At 42.0% G+C, this 17400-nt stretch carries 16 protein-coding genes; 4 read left to right on the top strand and 12 right to left on the bottom strand.

Going from position 1 to position 17400, the window contains the following annotated elements:
• Positions 1-60: 60 nt before the first annotated feature.
• The 4 genes from MKX34_RS20950 to MKX34_RS20965 all read right to left on the bottom strand — a co-directional run bounded on the left by MKX34_RS20950 (position 61) and on the right by MKX34_RS20965 (position 4082).
• A complete protein-coding gene (locus tag MKX34_RS20950; RefSeq protein ID WP_076296805.1) occupies positions 61-1065 on the bottom strand; it encodes an asparaginase in 1005 nt (334 codons plus the stop codon).
• A 28-nt stretch (positions 1066-1093) separates the two neighbouring features.
• Positions 1094-2251: an ROK family transcriptional regulator gene (locus MKX34_RS20955; protein WP_036689029.1), complete on the bottom strand. Its 1158-nt coding sequence runs from the start codon at positions 2249-2251 to the stop codon at positions 1094-1096.
• A 467-nt stretch (positions 2252-2718) separates the two neighbouring features.
• On the bottom strand, positions 2719-3402 hold the full coding sequence (locus MKX34_RS20960) for an MgtC/SapB family protein (RefSeq protein WP_244886359.1): 684 nt from the start codon (positions 3400-3402) through the stop codon (positions 2719-2721).
• Between the two features lie 125 nt (positions 3403-3527).
• Positions 3528-4082, bottom strand: coding sequence for a GNAT family protein (locus MKX34_RS20965; protein ID WP_038572346.1), 555 nt, complete (start codon positions 4080-4082; stop codon positions 3528-3530).
• Positions 4083-4267: 185 nt separating this feature from the next.
• On the opposite strand from MKX34_RS20965, the gene MKX34_RS20970 reads away from it, so the two are divergent.
• Positions 4268-4663, top strand: coding sequence for a DUF2871 domain-containing protein (locus MKX34_RS20970; protein ID WP_036689034.1), 396 nt, complete (start codon positions 4268-4270; stop codon positions 4661-4663).
• A 58-nt stretch (positions 4664-4721) separates the two neighbouring features.
• Here the strand turns inward: MKX34_RS20970 and MKX34_RS20975 are convergent, their stop codons facing one another.
• Positions 4722-7370, bottom strand: a complete 2649-nt coding sequence (locus MKX34_RS20975; RefSeq protein ID WP_256717627.1) for a glycoside hydrolase family 6 protein — start codon at positions 7368-7370, stop codon at positions 4722-4724.
• A gap of 455 nt (positions 7371-7825) precedes the next feature.
• Here MKX34_RS20975 and MKX34_RS20980 point away from each other — a divergent pair, with 455 nt between their 5' ends.
• Positions 7826-8254 (top strand): VOC family protein, encoded by a 429-nt coding sequence (locus MKX34_RS20980; protein ID WP_036685812.1) that lies wholly within the window; start codon positions 7826-7828, stop codon positions 8252-8254.
• 57 nt (positions 8255-8311) lie between these two features.
• On the opposite strand, the gene MKX34_RS20985 is transcribed toward MKX34_RS20980, so the two are convergent.
• The 4 genes from MKX34_RS20985 to MKX34_RS21000 form a co-directional block, all read right to left on the bottom strand.
• On the bottom strand, positions 8312-10654 hold the full coding sequence (locus tag MKX34_RS20985; protein ID WP_076296807.1) for an ABC transporter permease: 2343 nt from the start codon (positions 10652-10654) through the stop codon (positions 8312-8314).
• A 2-nt stretch (positions 10655-10656) separates the two neighbouring features.
• Positions 10657-11430 (bottom strand): ABC transporter ATP-binding protein, encoded by a 774-nt coding sequence (locus MKX34_RS20990; protein WP_036685808.1) that lies wholly within the window; start codon positions 11428-11430, stop codon positions 10657-10659.
• Between the two features lie 160 nt (positions 11431-11590).
• Positions 11591-12865, bottom strand: coding sequence for a HAMP domain-containing sensor histidine kinase (locus MKX34_RS20995; RefSeq protein WP_038572352.1), 1275 nt, complete (start codon positions 12863-12865; stop codon positions 11591-11593).
• 2 nt (positions 12866-12867) lie between these two features.
• Positions 12868-13551 carry a response regulator transcription factor gene (locus MKX34_RS21000; RefSeq protein ID WP_036685803.1) on the bottom strand — a complete coding sequence of 228 codons (684 nt, stop codon included), beginning with the start codon at positions 13549-13551 and terminating at the stop codon, positions 12868-12870.
• A gap of 66 nt (positions 13552-13617) precedes the next feature.
• Here MKX34_RS21000 and MKX34_RS21005 point away from each other — a divergent pair, with 66 nt between their 5' ends.
• Complete coding sequence (locus tag MKX34_RS21005; protein ID WP_076296808.1) at positions 13618-14883, top strand: serine hydrolase domain-containing protein; 1266 nt, start codon at positions 13618-13620, stop codon at positions 14881-14883.
• A gap of 47 nt (positions 14884-14930) precedes the next feature.
• Here the strand turns inward: MKX34_RS21005 and MKX34_RS21010 are convergent, their stop codons facing one another.
• Positions 14931-15290: a hypothetical protein gene (locus MKX34_RS21010; RefSeq protein WP_076296809.1), complete on the bottom strand. Its 360-nt coding sequence runs from the start codon at positions 15288-15290 to the stop codon at positions 14931-14933.
• Between the two features lie 280 nt (positions 15291-15570).
• Between MKX34_RS21010 and MKX34_RS21015 the strand changes: the two genes are divergently transcribed.
• Complete coding sequence (locus tag MKX34_RS21015; protein ID WP_036685800.1) at positions 15571-15780, top strand: hypothetical protein; 210 nt, start codon at positions 15571-15573, stop codon at positions 15778-15780.
• On the opposite strand, the gene MKX34_RS21020 is transcribed toward MKX34_RS21015, so the two are convergent.
• Positions 15777-16268: a DinB family protein gene (locus MKX34_RS21020; RefSeq protein ID WP_063829829.1), complete on the bottom strand. Its 492-nt coding sequence runs from the start codon at positions 16266-16268 to the stop codon at positions 15777-15779. The two genes, MKX34_RS21015 and MKX34_RS21020, sit on opposite strands and share 4 nt — an antisense overlap.
• A gap of 28 nt (positions 16269-16296) precedes the next feature.
• A complete protein-coding gene (locus tag MKX34_RS21025) occupies positions 16297-17400 on the bottom strand; it encodes an LCP family protein (RefSeq protein WP_081383931.1) in 1104 nt (367 codons plus the stop codon).

Here is a 17400-nt window from a genome sequence, read left to right on the forward strand (position 1 = left end):
TTAGAAAAGCTTCTAGTCCGATTAATCACCAAACTTGAAGATTATTCTTGACCTTATGCTCTAGATCTCCCATTGAAATACAGCACGGCGTTCGCCGACCACAGTACCGCCATCATTAACAATCGTGTTAGGCACAAGTGCATATAAGCGATCAATTGTGTCTTGATTGCTGTAACCAATACGTTCTAGAATCGATGCGATAATACATGGCCAGACTTGTTCTGATCCGTCGGATACTTTCAGTGATATACCCATTCGTTCCTTACGGAGTCCGATACCGTATACCCCTTTTGCTCCACCTTTAGCTGTCAGATTGTCATCCTTCAGGAGCTCTGAGCATACAAATTTCGTGTCAGCAATCATAACCGGGTTATCGTTCATAAGTTTTGCAATTGCAGCGGCTGCCTTACGTATATCCGTATCCTCAATCAAATCGGGACACGCTAGCTTTAGATAGGAATAAGCGATTTTATGAAGCGGAAGTGCGAAGATAGGAAGTCCACAGCCATCAATACCTTGCGGGATGGACGCTTTGGGAACTTCAGCGATATAAGCCATCATCTCAAGAATCTCCTGTTGTACAGGATGGTTAGGATCGTAATAAGTGTCTATATCCCAACCCATATATTTGCTAAGGCCCATTAAACCTGCATGTTTGCCTGAGCAGTTATGAAAGATTTTACGAGTTGGCTCATTTGCCCGGTGACGTTCTGCTTTGGCTTCTTCATTCAGCGGGTATGTAGAGCAGCAATGAAGTGACTCTTCTTTTAATCCCATTTTCTGAAAAAGAGCTTCAAGCGCTTCAATATGGAAGGCTTCTCCCCGGTGTGAAGCGGTAAACAGCGAAGCTTCTTTACTTGTCAAACCATATACTTCATCGATCCGGCGTTTCATTACCGGCAAAGCTTGGAATGGCTTAGCAGCAGAGCGAAGATAAGTCATATGCTCCGGATCGCCTGCTTTGTACAAAATGCTGCCCTTCTCATCGACTACACTAACTGCACCATAATGCACATTCTCCAGCAGGCCAGCACGATATTCTTCTACCAATGTTGTAAATCCCATCTGTACAACCTCCCCAGCAGTAGTTAATTTAATCTAAGGCAAAAAATCGATTCTGTGATAAAAGTCCCGATCCGATAATTACACCCTTCTCATTCAGCAACGAGCGATGAATCGTAAAGGAACCACGAAGCGGCTCCCATGTAAAGCGCGAGAGGTACAGCTGCTCAACTTCTTCGTATATATCCGGGAATTTGTCCACGAGTTCTCCACTTAAAATCACGCTGTCGGGGTTATACATGCATACGACATTATTAATGGTGATGGCCATATACATGAGTGCACGGTCGATCAAGTGAATCGCCCATTGTTCTCCTGCATGTTTTGCTGCGAATAACTCCTCAATCGTACGGATCGGGCGAATCCGATTAGCTTCAGATAATAAAGAACTGATATTTATATAGGTCTGTAAACAGCCCGCTTTGCCGCACTCACACATCATTCCGTTAGGATCCACTGTCGTATGCCCAATTTCACCCGCACTGTTCATCACCCCTCGATAAATCTCTCCCTCGAGAATCATCGCAGAACCCACGCCTTGACCGAAACCCAATAATGCCGTACGGCTGGAGCCGACTGCGGCTCCTTTAAGATGTTCAGCAAGAGCCCTTACTTTCAGCTCATTGTCCACAGCGATTTCAAAACCTGTCAGCTCTTTCAAGCGTTTGGCTAACGGCACATTTTTCCATCCTAGCTGAACAGAGAAGACAACAATTCCTTCTTCGTTATTCACAATGCCGGGAAGTCCAACGCCAATACCCACGATACGTGTTCTGTCAATCACATGCTGCTGGAACAATTGATCGATGGCATCCTTAATTCGTTCCAGCGTTCGATCTGGACTTTCGTCTGGTGTACGGGGAAATTGACTACTGCAGATAAGCTGTCCTTGTAAGTCCACAATTCCAATAGACATAAGACTGCGATCCAGTTCAACGCCAACCGATAATACAGAAGTGTCAATCATACCTATTAACGTTGATTTCCGACCTAATCCTGATGATACTTGCTCAGAGTCGAGTAAATATCCTTCCTCCGTCAACTCTCCGACGATTCGACTTACAGTCGTAGGGCTCATACCAGTCTGTTTAGCAATAGAAGCGCGAGAAATCGGTTGTTGATTTTTTATAATTTCGAAAACCGTTAAACGATTTTGTCGCTTCATGAAATCCTGATCGTGCTTTTTCACGGGCATTCTCCTAATTATTTTCTCCAGTGCATTAATTGGATTAATAAACCACAAAAACAAGAAAATATTTGCAAATAAAGCGCTGATAATGTATTGTTTGATTTAAATTTTAATTTAGTTTCTCCAGTGATGGGATTAATAATAAAGGGTCATGGTTTATGTGTCAATATAAATGACATATTTTTTATTTAAAAATAAATGTAAGCGGTTAACGAAAGATAACCGACACAAAAACCATTAAATATATAACACAGACATAACACACATACCCATGAATTAGCATTTAATTTGAATCTTGAACCTATTAATTGGGATAGAAAGACTGAAAGAAGTATTTTGTTTGGATTAATGTGAGGTGTGTGAATCGATTGTAAAATGGAAGGTAACACTCGCATCAAAAGGAAGCTCTCTAAAGGGAGGTAACCTTTGATGCGAAGTGAGTTAGTTACATCGAGGGTGCTAAAAAATCATTGAAACTCAACGGTCTTAACGGCTGCGTCCTCTTGGATCATCGATAACAATTGCACTGGATTAAATGATTCAGGCAATCTTACAACGATTTCTACGTTTAATTCGGATTCTACACTGTTATTTTCAGCATGAAAACTTAGAACAGCGATTTTGTGTTCTTTAAGTAACTCTTGAATTCGGCCCATAGCGCCTTCTGTGTTAGCTAGACTTATAACGAGCTGTTGGGTTTTTGGTGCGGCCAGCCAGCTGTTACGACTGTGTAAGATCTTTTGCCCAAGTAAAATGATTATCGTTGCTCCTACGCCAAGAATATAAAGACCAGACCCTATAGCCATGCCCACTCCGGCTGTTGCCCAAATCCCTGCAGCAGTAGTGAGCCCTTTGACTGTGTGTCTTTGCATAAAAATCATCCCTGCTCCCAAAAAACCTACTCCGCTTACTACCTGAGCAGCTATCCGAGCGGGATCAAGAGAAAGATTAGGCCAATCCGCTTGGTCCTGAAACCCATATTTGGAGATGACCATCATGAGTGCAGCACCTAAGGCTACAACAAAATGTGTTCTAACTCCAGCTTCTTTCATCCGGCTTTTGCGTTCATATCCAACTAATACGCCACAAATTCCCGCGCCAATTACACGAAGCAAATACTCAAACTCCATACCTTCACCTTCTTTCATCATGATATGTATGTTGGATTAGTACCACGTAGGATAAATTCGATAATCTATTTATTGTATCACAAACAAAAAACCATAATACGTCCTCTCGCATTATGGTTAACTTGCTTTTATTAATTTTACACTTCTTAGTTCGTATCGGAAGCTAACAAAGAGCAAATCTCCGCATCTACAAATCTACCTTTTTCAAAAAAAGATTCGCGTAACAACCCCTCATACTTAAAGCCCGCTTTCAAAAGCGACTTCTTGGAGGCAATATTAGCCGGATCATAAAACGCCTCAATTCGATGGAGCTTCATATGCTCAAAGCCATACGCAATAATAGCTGTCAGAACTTCCGTCATCACACCCTGCCACCAATAAAGTGGAGATAATTCATACCCAATCTCTGCTTTGAAATTTCTGTGCGCCCAGTTATGATATCCGCATGAACCAATCATTATATTATCCTCACGCCTGGCTATTCCCCAGCGAATGCTTTGTTTGCCTTTGAAACGTTCATCCCATCTTTCGATAAGGTTGATCGCTTGCTGTATATCGGTGAAGCTATCCAGATCATAATACTGGGTCACTTCATCTTTTGAAAAATAATCATATATTTCTTTAGCATCATCCAGTGTAATTCTTCTCAAAATAAAGCGGTCAGTTTCGAGCACCGGAAATACTTCAATGTTATCATTCATATTTTCCTTAAGTCTCCTCTCATTTCTCTAGTAGTACAGTTCGTCGTGGAAAGTGAAACTTCCTTTAGGATATAATGTATTTATAAACTAGTGATTTTTTTCACCTTGTAATCATTTGTTCATATTGCGTTCTTAATTGCTTGATACACTTCAATCATAACGATAACTACAAAGGAGATATTCTTATGAAAAAATTGTATTACACGTCTTTTTTCTATGCAATTCTTGGTTTGATAGCCGGAGTGGCCTATCGCGAAATTACTAAAATGAATGATTTCACAGGAGATACTATATTAGTTGCGCTTCACACCCACATTCTAATCTTAGGATTCTTTTTCTTTATTATTGCTATGATCTTAGATAAGTTATTTAATATCCATGAGGCTAAATCTTTTGGTGCATGGTACATTGTCTATAACATTGGTCTTCTAATCACGATTGGTGCAATGGCTACACGTGGAATGCTGCAAATTAACGGCAGTGATATTAGCTTCCTGCCCCATATTGCGGGGCTTGGTCACGCCATTGTTGGGGCTGGAATCATCTGGCTGCTTGTGCTACTCGGTAAACGAATTAAATAATACAGAAAGAGCCGCCAGGATCACTCCAGCGGCTCTTTTAAATATCCCCTGCTTTCCGTTACGGAGCAATCCCCCATACGAGAGCATCACTTTGATAAAGCGTCACTTTATCCCAGTTAGTATAAGCAGTTTTTGTAGCATCAAAGGAGTAGTCATTGGCTTCGTTAAAATTAGTCCAATCGGATTTATATATTCTGAGCTGAATATCTCCGGACTGGCCTCCAGCTGGAATGGAACCAGCTGCAGAAGTAAACGAAAGCTCAACGTAAGTGTCTGCATTCGTGCCTGTGTAATCTGCAAAGGCGACTTGAATATTATTGTTGCCAACTTGTGCCCAGTCAATTGCGCTGTTTAACGTCTGATTACTATCTTTAGTGAAATAATAACGGATTTTAAGATCGCTTAAGTTCACTGCGGCTGTGCCGTTATTTTTAATATTAAAATAAGGTTTGATCTGATTGTCTGTCGCATTAGTATCTCCCGCCCGATACTGCAACGTCAGACTAGTTGCTGCCGGAACTTGTGGAACAGCACTCGCTTGTGCCGAATTCACACTCTCTCCCGCACTATTGGTTGCGCTTACAACGTAGTAATAGGTTGTTCCGTTCGTTAAGCCCGTGTTGATGTAGCTCGTTGCCGTTAGCCCTGTTGCTACAGTGGTGTACGGTCCTCCGCTTGTGGTTGCACTTTTCACAGTGTAACTCGTCGCACCACTGGATGCGCTCCAGCTCAGGCTCACTTTCGCATCTCCTGCTGTCGCTACCAAGTTAGTTGGTGCCACTGGAACAGTTGCCACCGCTGCTGGGATCGCACTTGCTTGTCCCGAATTCACACTCTCTCCTACACTATTGATTGCGCTTACAACATAGTAATAGGTTGTTCCGTTCGTTAGGCCCGTGTTGGTGTAGCTCGTTGCCGTTAGCCCTGTCGCTACAGTAGTGTACGGTCCTCCGCTTGTGGTTGCACTTTTCACAGTGTAACTAGTCGCTCCACTGGATGCGCTCCAGCTCAGGCTTACTTTCGCCTCACCTGCTGTCGCTACCAAATTGGTTGGTGCCGCGGGAAAAGTCGCCACTGCTGCTGGAGTCGCACTCGCTTGTGTAGAATCCGCACTCTCTCCCACACTATTGGTTGCGCTTACAACATAGTAATAAGTTGTTCCGTTCGTTAAGGCGGTGTTGGAGTAGCTCGTAGCTGTTAATCCTGTCGCTACTGTGGTATACGGCCCTCCGCTTGTGGTCGCTCGTTTTACTGTGTAACTAGTCGCACCACTGGATGCGCTCCAGCTCAGGCTTACCTTTGCATCTTCCCCTGTCGCTACCAAGTTAGTGGGTGCCGCTGGAACTACAGTGCCCCCTCCGTTACTTAGAGGAATTACAGGGTAAGCATTCTGTACCAGCTGAACAAATTGATCATGGAACCAGTGACCTGATACAGGCGCATTAGGTAATGCACCGGTCAGTGTGCCGCTTGAGCTGGTATAAGTCGGATCACACATTCTGTCAAAGCCCTTGCCTTCATTATTTGGAATGGCACTGCTGGAACCATCAGATTCTCCCGGAGGTTTCACCCAGACAAATGCGTCCAAATGTGAGGCTGCATAACCTGCAGGGGCTGCTTGTGGAACTTCTCCAATTCCAGCGCCGCTGGCATTACACCAATTGCCGCGATGGAGACGTTTATCAATCCGACCGGAATCTGCATAAGCGTTAACGGTTGTTCCGCTTGCACTAGTCGGACGATTAGGTCCACCCCACCCGTTACGGGAGGTATCAATAAGGAAGCCGATCGTGGAAGGCCAACCTTTTGCTACAAAACCTGAATACAAAGCTGCTGTGAAATCGGCTTCATCAAAATACGGATTCCATTCATAATAACTTGCGGAGCGAAGCTGCTGGCTGCCTATCGTAAGATTCGGATCTGGAAGATTAGGTTCTACTAGTGGAGTGGTATTGGCTGTATTCGTAATAAATCCATCGACACTAGCAAGTCCAGCTGTAGTGCCTGACACAACCGAAGTAAAGAGGTCGATAGCGGGGCCACGGTTAGTATCCCATCCGAGCCAGCCGGAGTGGCCAATATCCATGTAAGTATATACATTCGGAATGGCATGGAGAGCATTTAAAGTGTAACGCGTAGCATCACGGTAAATATTCGTGGAGTTAGCTTGAGCACACTGTGGTGTGCTGAGATTGGTGACTAGATTCGGAAGCGAGTCCGGCTCTACGATAGTCACTATACGAATGTCACTATATTTGGGCTTTGCAAAAATACTGGCGATTACGTCAACATAATCTGACTTATAGGTTGTAAGACCCGCAGCTGTCAGTGGCAGCTCGCCATTGGAGGCAAGAGCGTGGCAATCCCGACCAGGCATGTCATAAATTACGAACGTGGCTGTAATCGGCGTATTGGGTTGCTTTTGCGCGAGTACGGCATCTAAAGTCTGTTCCAGACTTTTTCTACCTCCATTGTCCTCTCCGCCATAAATTGCAGCAATTCGATCCAGCCATACGGCTGTCGGATATTTTTTTATGGTCTCCATCTTGGAAACTAAAGTACTATCGGTAACCTGAGCAATAGAGGTATCAATCAGTGCGGCATAATCAGGATTCACATATGCTGTAGCTCCTACAAACGGATTGTCAACATGTGCCTCACTGGCATACGTGGTAGAAGGAGCATATCCGGTGATAACTAAAGCCATGATCGTAAGCAATAACAACATTTGCTTCCTTAGTGCTTTTGTCATTTATTATTCTCCTTTCGACAATTAAATAAATTCGTAAATAATTTATTAATAGCCACGCGATGCTACAATTGCAGTATTCACTCCTTTAAAGAATTGTCACCTCCTCTATGCCTTACCCGCACTCACCATCACCTCCTCTCAGTGGTAAAGATCAAACACGAGCCCAAATCCACCCCAACTATTTAACATAAATATAATTTTATTTAATTTATAGAAAATTATCCCTTTTCTTGAATACTACCATATCCTATTTTTAATTAGAAGATAGTAGATGAAATAAAAGTTTAATAATGAGACTAAAAGTATATTTGTTTATAAACTGGTAAATGATACAATGTGGATGTGATAAGGTATTTTGAATTTTAAGAACTTTTGATGTGCCGCTAACAAACCTTTAAGGAGTGAAAAAAATGTCTATCGATGTTTATCTTAATTTCAACGGGAATTGTCGTGACGCAGCAGAGTTTTACGCAGAGGTGTTTGGCACTGAACGTCCACAAATCATGACCTTTGGTGAAACACCACCCGATCCCAATTTCACTCTTCCTGAGGAAGCTAAAGATTTGGTTATGCACACCCGCTTGAATATCGAAGGCAGTAATGTAATGTTTTCTGATGTTTTTCCAGGCATGCCTTTTATCGAAGGAAACAATATTAGTCTTTCCGTAGTTAGTAAGGATTTAGATAACATAAAGAAATATTTCAATAAACTTCAAGAGGGCGGTAAAGTAGTTATGGAACTGCAAGAAACCTTCTGGAGCTCTTGTTATGGTAGTCTAAAAGATAAATTCGGCATTGATTGGCAATTCAATTATGATGACGGACGAATGAATATGTAAAAAAAACAACGAGTATGGAGTAACAAACCTCCTGCTCGTTGTTTTTTTGTCTTTTGCTTAGTCCATAATCAAATCGTAAACACTAACCTTCCGAATTCGCCGGGCAACAAGCATAGACACCGCATAAGCGACTACTAGAATGGCTGCACACAATAGCAATACTTGTGGCAAACTAACCGCCAGTTGGACGTTATAAATCCCTAAACTCGAGAGCAATAGTACAAACGCAGAGTCCGAGAAAAAATAACCGCCTATACTCCCCAAAGCTACTCCCACCACAATCACCGGAAACAGACTAAAGGTAATCTGCGTCATCAGATTAAAAGTGGTATAACCCATTCCTTTAAGAATGCCGAACTCACGCTTCCGCTTCAGAATCAAAGTCTTAATCACTAAATATAAAATCAGGCTTACTACTATAATCGTCACCACAGTGATGACTGCTGTCATAGAAGATACTGCGGCAGTGAATGTACTGAGCGTACTATCAACCGTTTCTCGAATGTTAGTAATATTCCATTTTCCGGGGAAATGTGCTTCCAGATCCTTCACAAAAGCTTGCGCATCTCCCCCCTCTTTCAGATACACATTGATGGACAGAGGGGTGTACTCCGGTTGAAGTCTTCTCATTCCATCACCGGTCATACTCGCCACCATTCCAAGTTGGCTAATCTGCTGGCTTAAGCCAGTGACCAAATAATTCTCCGTCACACCATTAAAAGTGATAGGTACCTCGTCCCCTATTTCTGTATTTTTCAACTTTGCAATAACACCGGAAATCACAATTTCATTATCATAAATAGGCTCTCGCCCTTTGTATATGGTTTGTGTCTCCAGCTTGCTATAATCGTCAGATACCCGGAGCATAAAGCTGGTATTTTTAATCGAAGCGACCATGCTATCCAATACAGTCAACTTTTCAACCCCTGGCATGGCTTCTAATTCTGTAAACTTCCCCTGCTGTAGGTCACCGTTTTTCGGCAACAACAAAAAGTCGCTGCGTTCTATACCTACCAGTTTTATAACTGCTGAGGTGTCTCCCTTAAAGTTGAAATTCAATATAGAGCAAAAAATACTAGAAAAGGTTAATCCGGCAACGATCAATACGATCATCATATTCTGCTTCATTTGCCTTACTAAAGCTTTAAGGCTTAAGCTGAATTGCAAATTCATTCGGGATGTTTCGAGTGGAATTGGGTTCCGCTTAAAATTGTGAGTGAGGATTCCGCTCTGCAGAGCTGTAATCGGAGTAATGTTCCGAATTCGCCGGCTCGACAGATAGGTAACAAGTAGCACTAGTCCAGAGACAATAACCAAACTAAGTACTGCACTGACCCCTTCAAAGGATATTGGCCACAGAAGTCCGATTGAAGACGAAATCATATTCCCTACCAACGGCATAACAATCCCAGATAACCCACCTCCCGGTATAGCTGCGATGATTGACACTGAGGTGAACTGTAGCAGAAGCGCGTTTTTAATCTGCCATGAAGTATAACCGTTGGCCTTTAAAATACCGATATTCGTCAAATTGTCTTCAATATGTCCCAATATTTGAAACCTGATGACAATAAGCGAGATCAGAACCATAATCAGGGCAAATACGATCAGAATGGCCGCTAAAAGATTAACAAAAACACGGTTCCCTTGGAGACCAACCTCTGCCCGCATGACTTGAAATTGATCCGTACTTCCTGAGGCAAAAATCCGCTCACTTAGCATTTGTTCCAGCTTTACATCCTTTGAAGGATCGGTTAAATCTGCTGATAGAAAGCTGTACTGAGCTTCTGTTCCAAGACGTTTCTCCAACTGCTTATAACCTTCATCATTCAAAAATACTTTTAAAGCTCCATTAGTTAACGTCCCTAGCAACGGCTCCTCAATAAAGCCACCTATGGTATAAGAGAATGGCTTATTATCGTATACAAAAGAAAAGGTATCGCCAAGGTTATACCCCGATCCAACATGGAACAAATAAGGCAAATAGATCATATCCGCATCCTTAGATCCTAACGGAGTCGTTGTCTTGAATAGTCCCTTGGTCCGCGGTGTATCCATGTTAAGAATTATAAAAGCTACCGTAGTGTCCGTTTGTCCGTACTTCATTTTAGCGTCTGCTAACAGAATTGCTGCTTCATTCTCCCAGGTTTCTGTATATGAATAACTATCCACAAGCTCCTCATACTCTTCTAGATGATCATCTTTTGGGAAAAATGCACTTATTTCTGGAGTCCTTAATTCAGTCATTTTTTCTTGCTGAAAAGAATTTAGCTTTAAACTGACCGTAAGGCCAATGTTCAGCAGCAGCACAGCTATCATGATCAAAATGAAGAGTGTAAGCGTGGCGCTTTTTCTTTTACGAATATTTGACCAAGCTAGTTTTCCTATTAGGCTGCTCATCCCTACCACCCCAATTCGGTTAGAAAGGACTGTACTTGCTGCTGCCGTTCAGGTCCGTTATCTTCGCTATAAGGGGTAAGACGCAAATCACCAACGATGACTCCGTCCCGCAGATACAATATCCGATTACCACGCAACGCGGTTTTAAGATCATGTGTAACCATAATTATGCTTTGCCCTTGCCTATTCACCTCAGTGAGGACGCGCAATACACCTATTCCTGCTGAACTGTTTAACGCACCTGTCGGCTCATCAGCGAAAACCGCTTTTGGACTGTTGATCAATGCCCGGATAATACCCGCCCGCTGAGCTTCGCCACCTGAGATTTGCGCCGGAAACTTGCCCCAGACAGAGTCATCCAGACCTACATCTGAGAGTAGCTTTTTGGCTTTTTTCACAGCCCCTGCTCTATCCTTTTGTACAAGAAAAGCACTAGATAATACATTGTCGAGGACACTCATCGTATCCAGCAGATGAATCTGCTGAAACACGAACCCACAATTCTTCCGCCGGAATATCGCAAGCTGATCATTACTCATGGCTGTGATATCCTGACCTTCAAATAGAACCTCTCCAAGCGTTGGCTTATCCATACCCGAAATGGCATACAGCAGTGTTGATTTACCAGAACCAGAGCTGCCCATGATAATCGTGAAATCACCATGATATAAGGTCAGATCCAGATTTTTCAAAACATGCTGCTGAGTTCCTCCATGGGAGAAGGTTTTTCCAAGCTTATTAGTCTGCATCAGCACTTTATTATTCACTTCGCTCATGTTGAACACTCCATTTACATTCATGCTCATTAATTGCGCTAAAAGAAAATCATTGCTCTACGCGAAATATAATGGCTGCAATCACAAGCTCATTCGTAATTGCAACCTTATCGTACGTTAAATGTTCTTAACATGTCTTTGTGCAATCCTTAGCTAATTCTTAATTCTGTCCTGCTAAAGGAATTAGCAGTTTGACTGTAAATCCATCCTCCCGATTGGAGCACACAATGTCGCCTTGCATTTTTTGCATCATATAACGGGAAATGTACAGGCCTAGACCCGCACCATTCTGGCTCACGGCCAGACTGCCCCGAAAAAATTTATTAAATACTAAAGGCAGCTCCTCCTCCGGAACCCCGGGGCCATAATCCAGAATATCTACCTCCAGATAATGATCCGTAATCTCGAACCTAATATCAATAGGTGTGTCTATGTAGGCATATTTGTAGGAATTATTCACAACATTATCAATCACCTGCTGCAGCCGCAAGGAGTCCACCGTAATGATACAGTCAGGCACTGCTGCTGCTGAAATCCGTTCATAGAAATTTACATTATTTATAATTTGGATCAGCAGGTGGCTTTGCTCCTCCGTTAAGCTGACTTTAAGTTCATTTAGTTCCTCTAAGGTCGAATGGAACATATCGGTCACCAGACGATCAATCTGATCCGCTTTGGAATACAAAGTGTTAAGCTGTCTGCTGGTCTTCTCATCCCTTGCGCTTAATAACATCAGTTCCGTAATCGCCTTTAACGAAGCAACTGGTGTTTTAATATCATGACTGAGACTAGCAACCAGTTCCTTTTTACTTTTATTCGCCAAATATTCGCTGTGTCTAGCCGCTGCAAGCTCTTCCCGCATCATATCAAAGCTTTCGGTAAAAGCACCAAACAGATGATTACGATCCATCTCCAGCGGAACTTCCAGATCACCTCTCGCGATATGCTTCGCGAATAGCTGCATTTTGCGAAACGGACGGAGAACCGATCGATTCAGGAACCAAATATAGAGAATGCCTAAAACCGTAAGCAGTAGCAGCATCACAATAGAAACTTGTATAAATTGTTTTTTCATATGTATAAAAATCGCATGGTAATCATTATTAATAATCACCTTACCCACCATCTTATCCTGAACAAAAACGTCCACTAGAGTATCCCGATTGTTGATGGCTTCGTTAACGGTAACGGAAATCGCATTTCCCGTCTGATATTTAAGTACTCCCGCGGTATCGATAATGGCAAATTCATAAGGACCTTCCTTGTACAGGTTCGGATCAAGCTTGTCCCAGTTCTGTTCCGTGAGCTTCACAATGGTATTGATAGCCACTCTATCTGTTCCTGTCTCCTCCTGCAAATTAAGAATTAGGAATGTGAGCGTTAAACTTGCGGCAAATATAGTAAGTAGAAGAGCCAACAGCAGTTTTTTAGTCATAACTATTTGTCCTCAAAAGCATAACCGATGCCCCATACTGTACGGATGTACTGAGGATCATTAGGATTCTGCTCAATCTTCTCGCGTAGATGGCGAATATGTACATTTAAGGTGCCATCCCCCGCAAAAACATCTCCCCATACCTCTGTAAATAACTCCTCTTTGGGGATTACCCTATTTTTATGCTGAATCAAATAGCTGAGCAGTTTATATTCCATCGTTTTCAGCTTGAGAGCTAAGCCATTAAGGCTTGCCCTCCTAAGTTCAGGGTCTATCTGGATAGAGCCGGCTTGAAGGACCGCTGCCTCAGCTATAACTTCGTTATTGTGGCGTTTAAGCACCGCCTTCACTTTTGCGAGCAGCACTCTCAGGGTATACGGCTTATGAATATAGTCATCTCCTCCGATATCAAGAGCAATCAATACATCATCTTCACTGGAGCGGGCACTAATAAACAAGATAGGAATCCCCATCGTCTGACGCAGCTCTTTGCATAACTGGAAGCCGGATTCACCGCCTAAATTAATATCAAGCAGTAACATTGAGACTTGATGCTCACGCAAAAAGCTCCGGCAGGCAGCAGCGCTTGTAACAAACGCGGTTTGAACATCAAACAAATTAAAATATTCGCAGGTGCTCTCCGCAAGTTCAGTTTCATCATCAATAATTAAACAATCATATCTCATGGATTTCTCTCCGCTTCAACAGAATTTAGTATTATGTTAGAATATGCCTTTAAGGAGGGGTTACCTGTGGATAAACAATCCCAGCGTCTGGAGCAATATTTAGATAAATACGAACAAAGCTGGCCACTGAGCGGGACAGTCTTAGTAGCTCAGCATGGAGAAATCAAGCTACAAAAAGCATACGGATATGCGAATCTTGAACATCAGGTTCCGAACACTATAGATACCAAATTCCGGATCTGGTCATTAACCAAGTCATTCACTGGCATGGCAATTCTGATGCTAAAAGAACAAAAACGTCTGCGACTGGAAGATCCGATCTTTAAGTATATTCCTGAACAGCATGCATTCGAGGGGATTACCATCCTTCATCTGCTGGGACATACCTCGGGTATAGCCAACTACACTTCTCTACCCGAATATAATCAAAAATTAAATAAGCTGAAGCTGACTCCACTGGAGATGTTACAGCTATTTGTGAGTCAACCGCCTGCATTTATGCCTGGCACATCGTTTTCCTATAATAATTCAGGTTATTATTTATTAGGAATGATCATTGAGAAGATTACAGGCATGACATTTGAAGATTATATCACTACTTTTATATTACAGCCTCTTGGCATGGTAAATACAGGAGTTTATAACAATCAGCAAATCATTTCAAAATTAGCCTCACCTTATCATTCCTCATGGGGTGAGTATACTCAGGGTGAATACATAAATATGAGCTCTATCCTATCAGCGGGTGCTATGTATTCGACGGCTGCTGATCTTTTCCTGTGGGATCAAGCGTTATACTCCGATCAATTAGTATCCCACGATACTTTGGAGATGGCTTTTCATTCAAGTAATCTCAAATATCGTTTTGGTTGGTTTTTGGACGAACGTTATGATCGCAAAAGAATGTATCACGGCGGCGCTTATCGCGGCTTCCGAAGTGAAATGCACAGATATCCAGAAGAGCAGACGACCGTCGTCATGTTGACCAATTATGATTGTGTCCCCATTACCAAGTTAACGGAATCTCTATCTGGATTAGTATTCGGTGAGCCTGCCGAGATGCCGATATTCCCGCAAGCCTTCCCACTTGATGATAGCATGTATGCTGAATATATGGGGACCTATGAGGGATTTGGCTGCAAAGCGAGCGTAGAGCGTAGGGGCCAGGACTATTATTTTGTCTGGAATGATGAAGAGGTTACACCGTTCTATCCTATCTCAGAAACAAGATTCCATCATACCAAGCATGATAGTAAATTTGAATTTAAACGGAATGAACAGGGTGAGCTTTCATTTCTGGGGATGAAAAAAAAACAAACGAGTGCCGCATAAGCCATGAAATGGCTGCTGGGGCACCCGCCTTTTTTTTCAGCTAAAGCCTAAGCCTTGGCCAAAATAATAAATTGTGTGAGCATCACGATTACCGCTGAAGATACCCCCACCGAATTGATGATTGTTAAAGCATTTGGATAACTTTCTTTCCGAAATTGTGAGAACAAAGACACCGTCCATAACACGCTGAAAAATAACGACGACAACCCAGATACAGCTTCACTATCAATTCGTCTGCTCCGGAGAAACAATCCGGCAAGGGTGGCGACAGTATAAACAATATATATTACTAGCTCTATCGATGTGATAACGATCGCCTCGCCGGCAGAGAACAAACGCATTAACAAGTATTGAAAACCTAAACAGATAAACACAAGCTGGTTAAAAGATAGTCTCTTCACTCTCATAGCTTAGCTCCTTTAGGATATATTTTCACAAAAGATAACGCTTACATTGTACTAGTGATTGAATATATCTTCTGTGACTTTCCATACCCTGCCAAATATTAGTCAGATAATATCCTCACATACAAAAAAGGAAGTACACTTTGCGAAAAAGAACCGCAAGGCATACTTCCTTTTTTTTACGATTCGATTGTAGATTTAGACGGAATGGGACATCTTAGTTCCAAAATAGAATGAACAGTGGATTTATAAGATGTTTTCTTAAAATTAGGAGGTCATTGCTGTGAGAAACAAACAATCCATTGTCTTCGTGACCATTCCATTATCCGAGATCAAGAAGTTCATCCTTATTGATATTGTTGCTGGATGGGTCTTTTATTTTGCTATAAAATTTCCCTTCCATTCTTTAATTGCCGCCTCTGCCGGAAGCATGTTTGGTCCTATCCTCATACGCCAATCCATGAAGTTAGTTCAAAATCGCGCCAAGGTTTAAGGTTTCAAGAACTGCTCAATCTGTTTTTTATGATGCTTATCATGTGGGATAAAACTTCTCAAATACTTGCGAACGCTGAATTTTTTGCGATCTCCGTCCTTATATTCCTGATTGAATTCATCTTCCGTTAACCCTGCAGCTGCATCTATGATTTTAGTTCTATAACGTACAAATTGTTCAATTAATGTTTGTTCAGATAATAATTTAGCATATTCTACAGCGTTAGCATTAAACTCGTTAAAATCCAAATGCTTAGTTGTGATCGGTTCCCGGAGAATTATTTTCTTAATCGCACCTTCATAAAAATATTTATCCCATAACATGAGATGACAGATGATATCCTTTACAGTCCATTTACCAGCTGCAATAGGCTGATTCCAATGTTTGTCTGATACTTCCCCTAAAGATTCTACGAACGGGATGAGGGACTTAAATTCGAGTAACATTTGCTCATTTGTTTTTGCAGCCAGAGAGATCAACCTCCACATGAAAAATAAAATAATTCAGTCACAACATCTATGCTGCGTCATCCGCAGAAGCTGCGGCCAGATCCATATCGGTAGAGTCAGGATTCAGCCAAATCTCAATCAACTCATGGGTACGCTTCACATCATTTTCGTCAAGCATATAATACCATTGATCCTTCCGTCTGCCTTCACCCTGCAACATATGGCTTGTAATCTCAGGAGTACCCCCCTCGAGAATTACTCTTTTCGCCAAATCAAGAATAAAGTCTGACTTCATATTGGTTTGGAAATTACTGCCTGCTATTTCGATGATTTTCTGTATATTAAGGATATTATCTACTCTCTTCATCCGTTCAAGCGCAGATTTCAAAAAGATCCGCTGCCGCTCCGTTCGTTTAAAATCAGAATCCTCACGGTATCTTACATACATTAATGCTTCAGCGCCAGAATAAATCGGTTTGTTCGGTTCAATTCTTAATTTCTCATGATCCGGGCTCTTGTTCTCAATCACCTTGGTAATCGGAAGTTCAACACCCCCTAGAGCATCTGTAACGCCCACAAGACCGTTGAAATTAATAGTAGCGTAATATTCGATAGGCGCTTTTAACAAATTTTTAACGGTGTCTACACTCATCTGAGGACCGCCATAGGAATGTGCTGCATTAATCTTGGTTTCTTTCCTAGCTCCTTTAACATTTTCCGCTCCGATAATTTCTGCATAGGAATCACGAGGGATCGACACGAACAATACTTTATGATCAACTGGCCGAATCACAGTATATATAATCGAATCAGAAAGCCCGTTCTCTTTTCCCCGCTGATCAGTACCCAATAGGAGGATAGAAAATGGACGATCCTTATTATCCGTCGTGGGTTGGAATCCAGGAGCTTCAGCATTTTCATTATTTTTTAAAGGAACGTATGACCCATCAAGCGTGTGTTCAATAGTTGGAGCCACAACATTATTAAATCCGAAAATCAGCAGTTCTTTACGAAAAACATAAGATCCTAGCCCAGCAATAAGTACGATAGCAAGCATAAATAGCCAGATCTTTTTTTTCCTGCTGGTCTTAGTTTTCTTCTTCACCTTCTTTTTCTCAATTCTACTTAAAGAAAAAGAAGAAGCTGAATGGGTAATCTGTTTATTTTTCAT

Origin of the sequence: Paenibacillus sp. FSL R5-0636 (genome assembly GCF_037974255.1) — a bacterium.
GTDB lineage: Bacteria > Bacillota > Bacilli > Paenibacillales > Paenibacillaceae > Paenibacillus_AQ > Paenibacillus_AQ odorifer.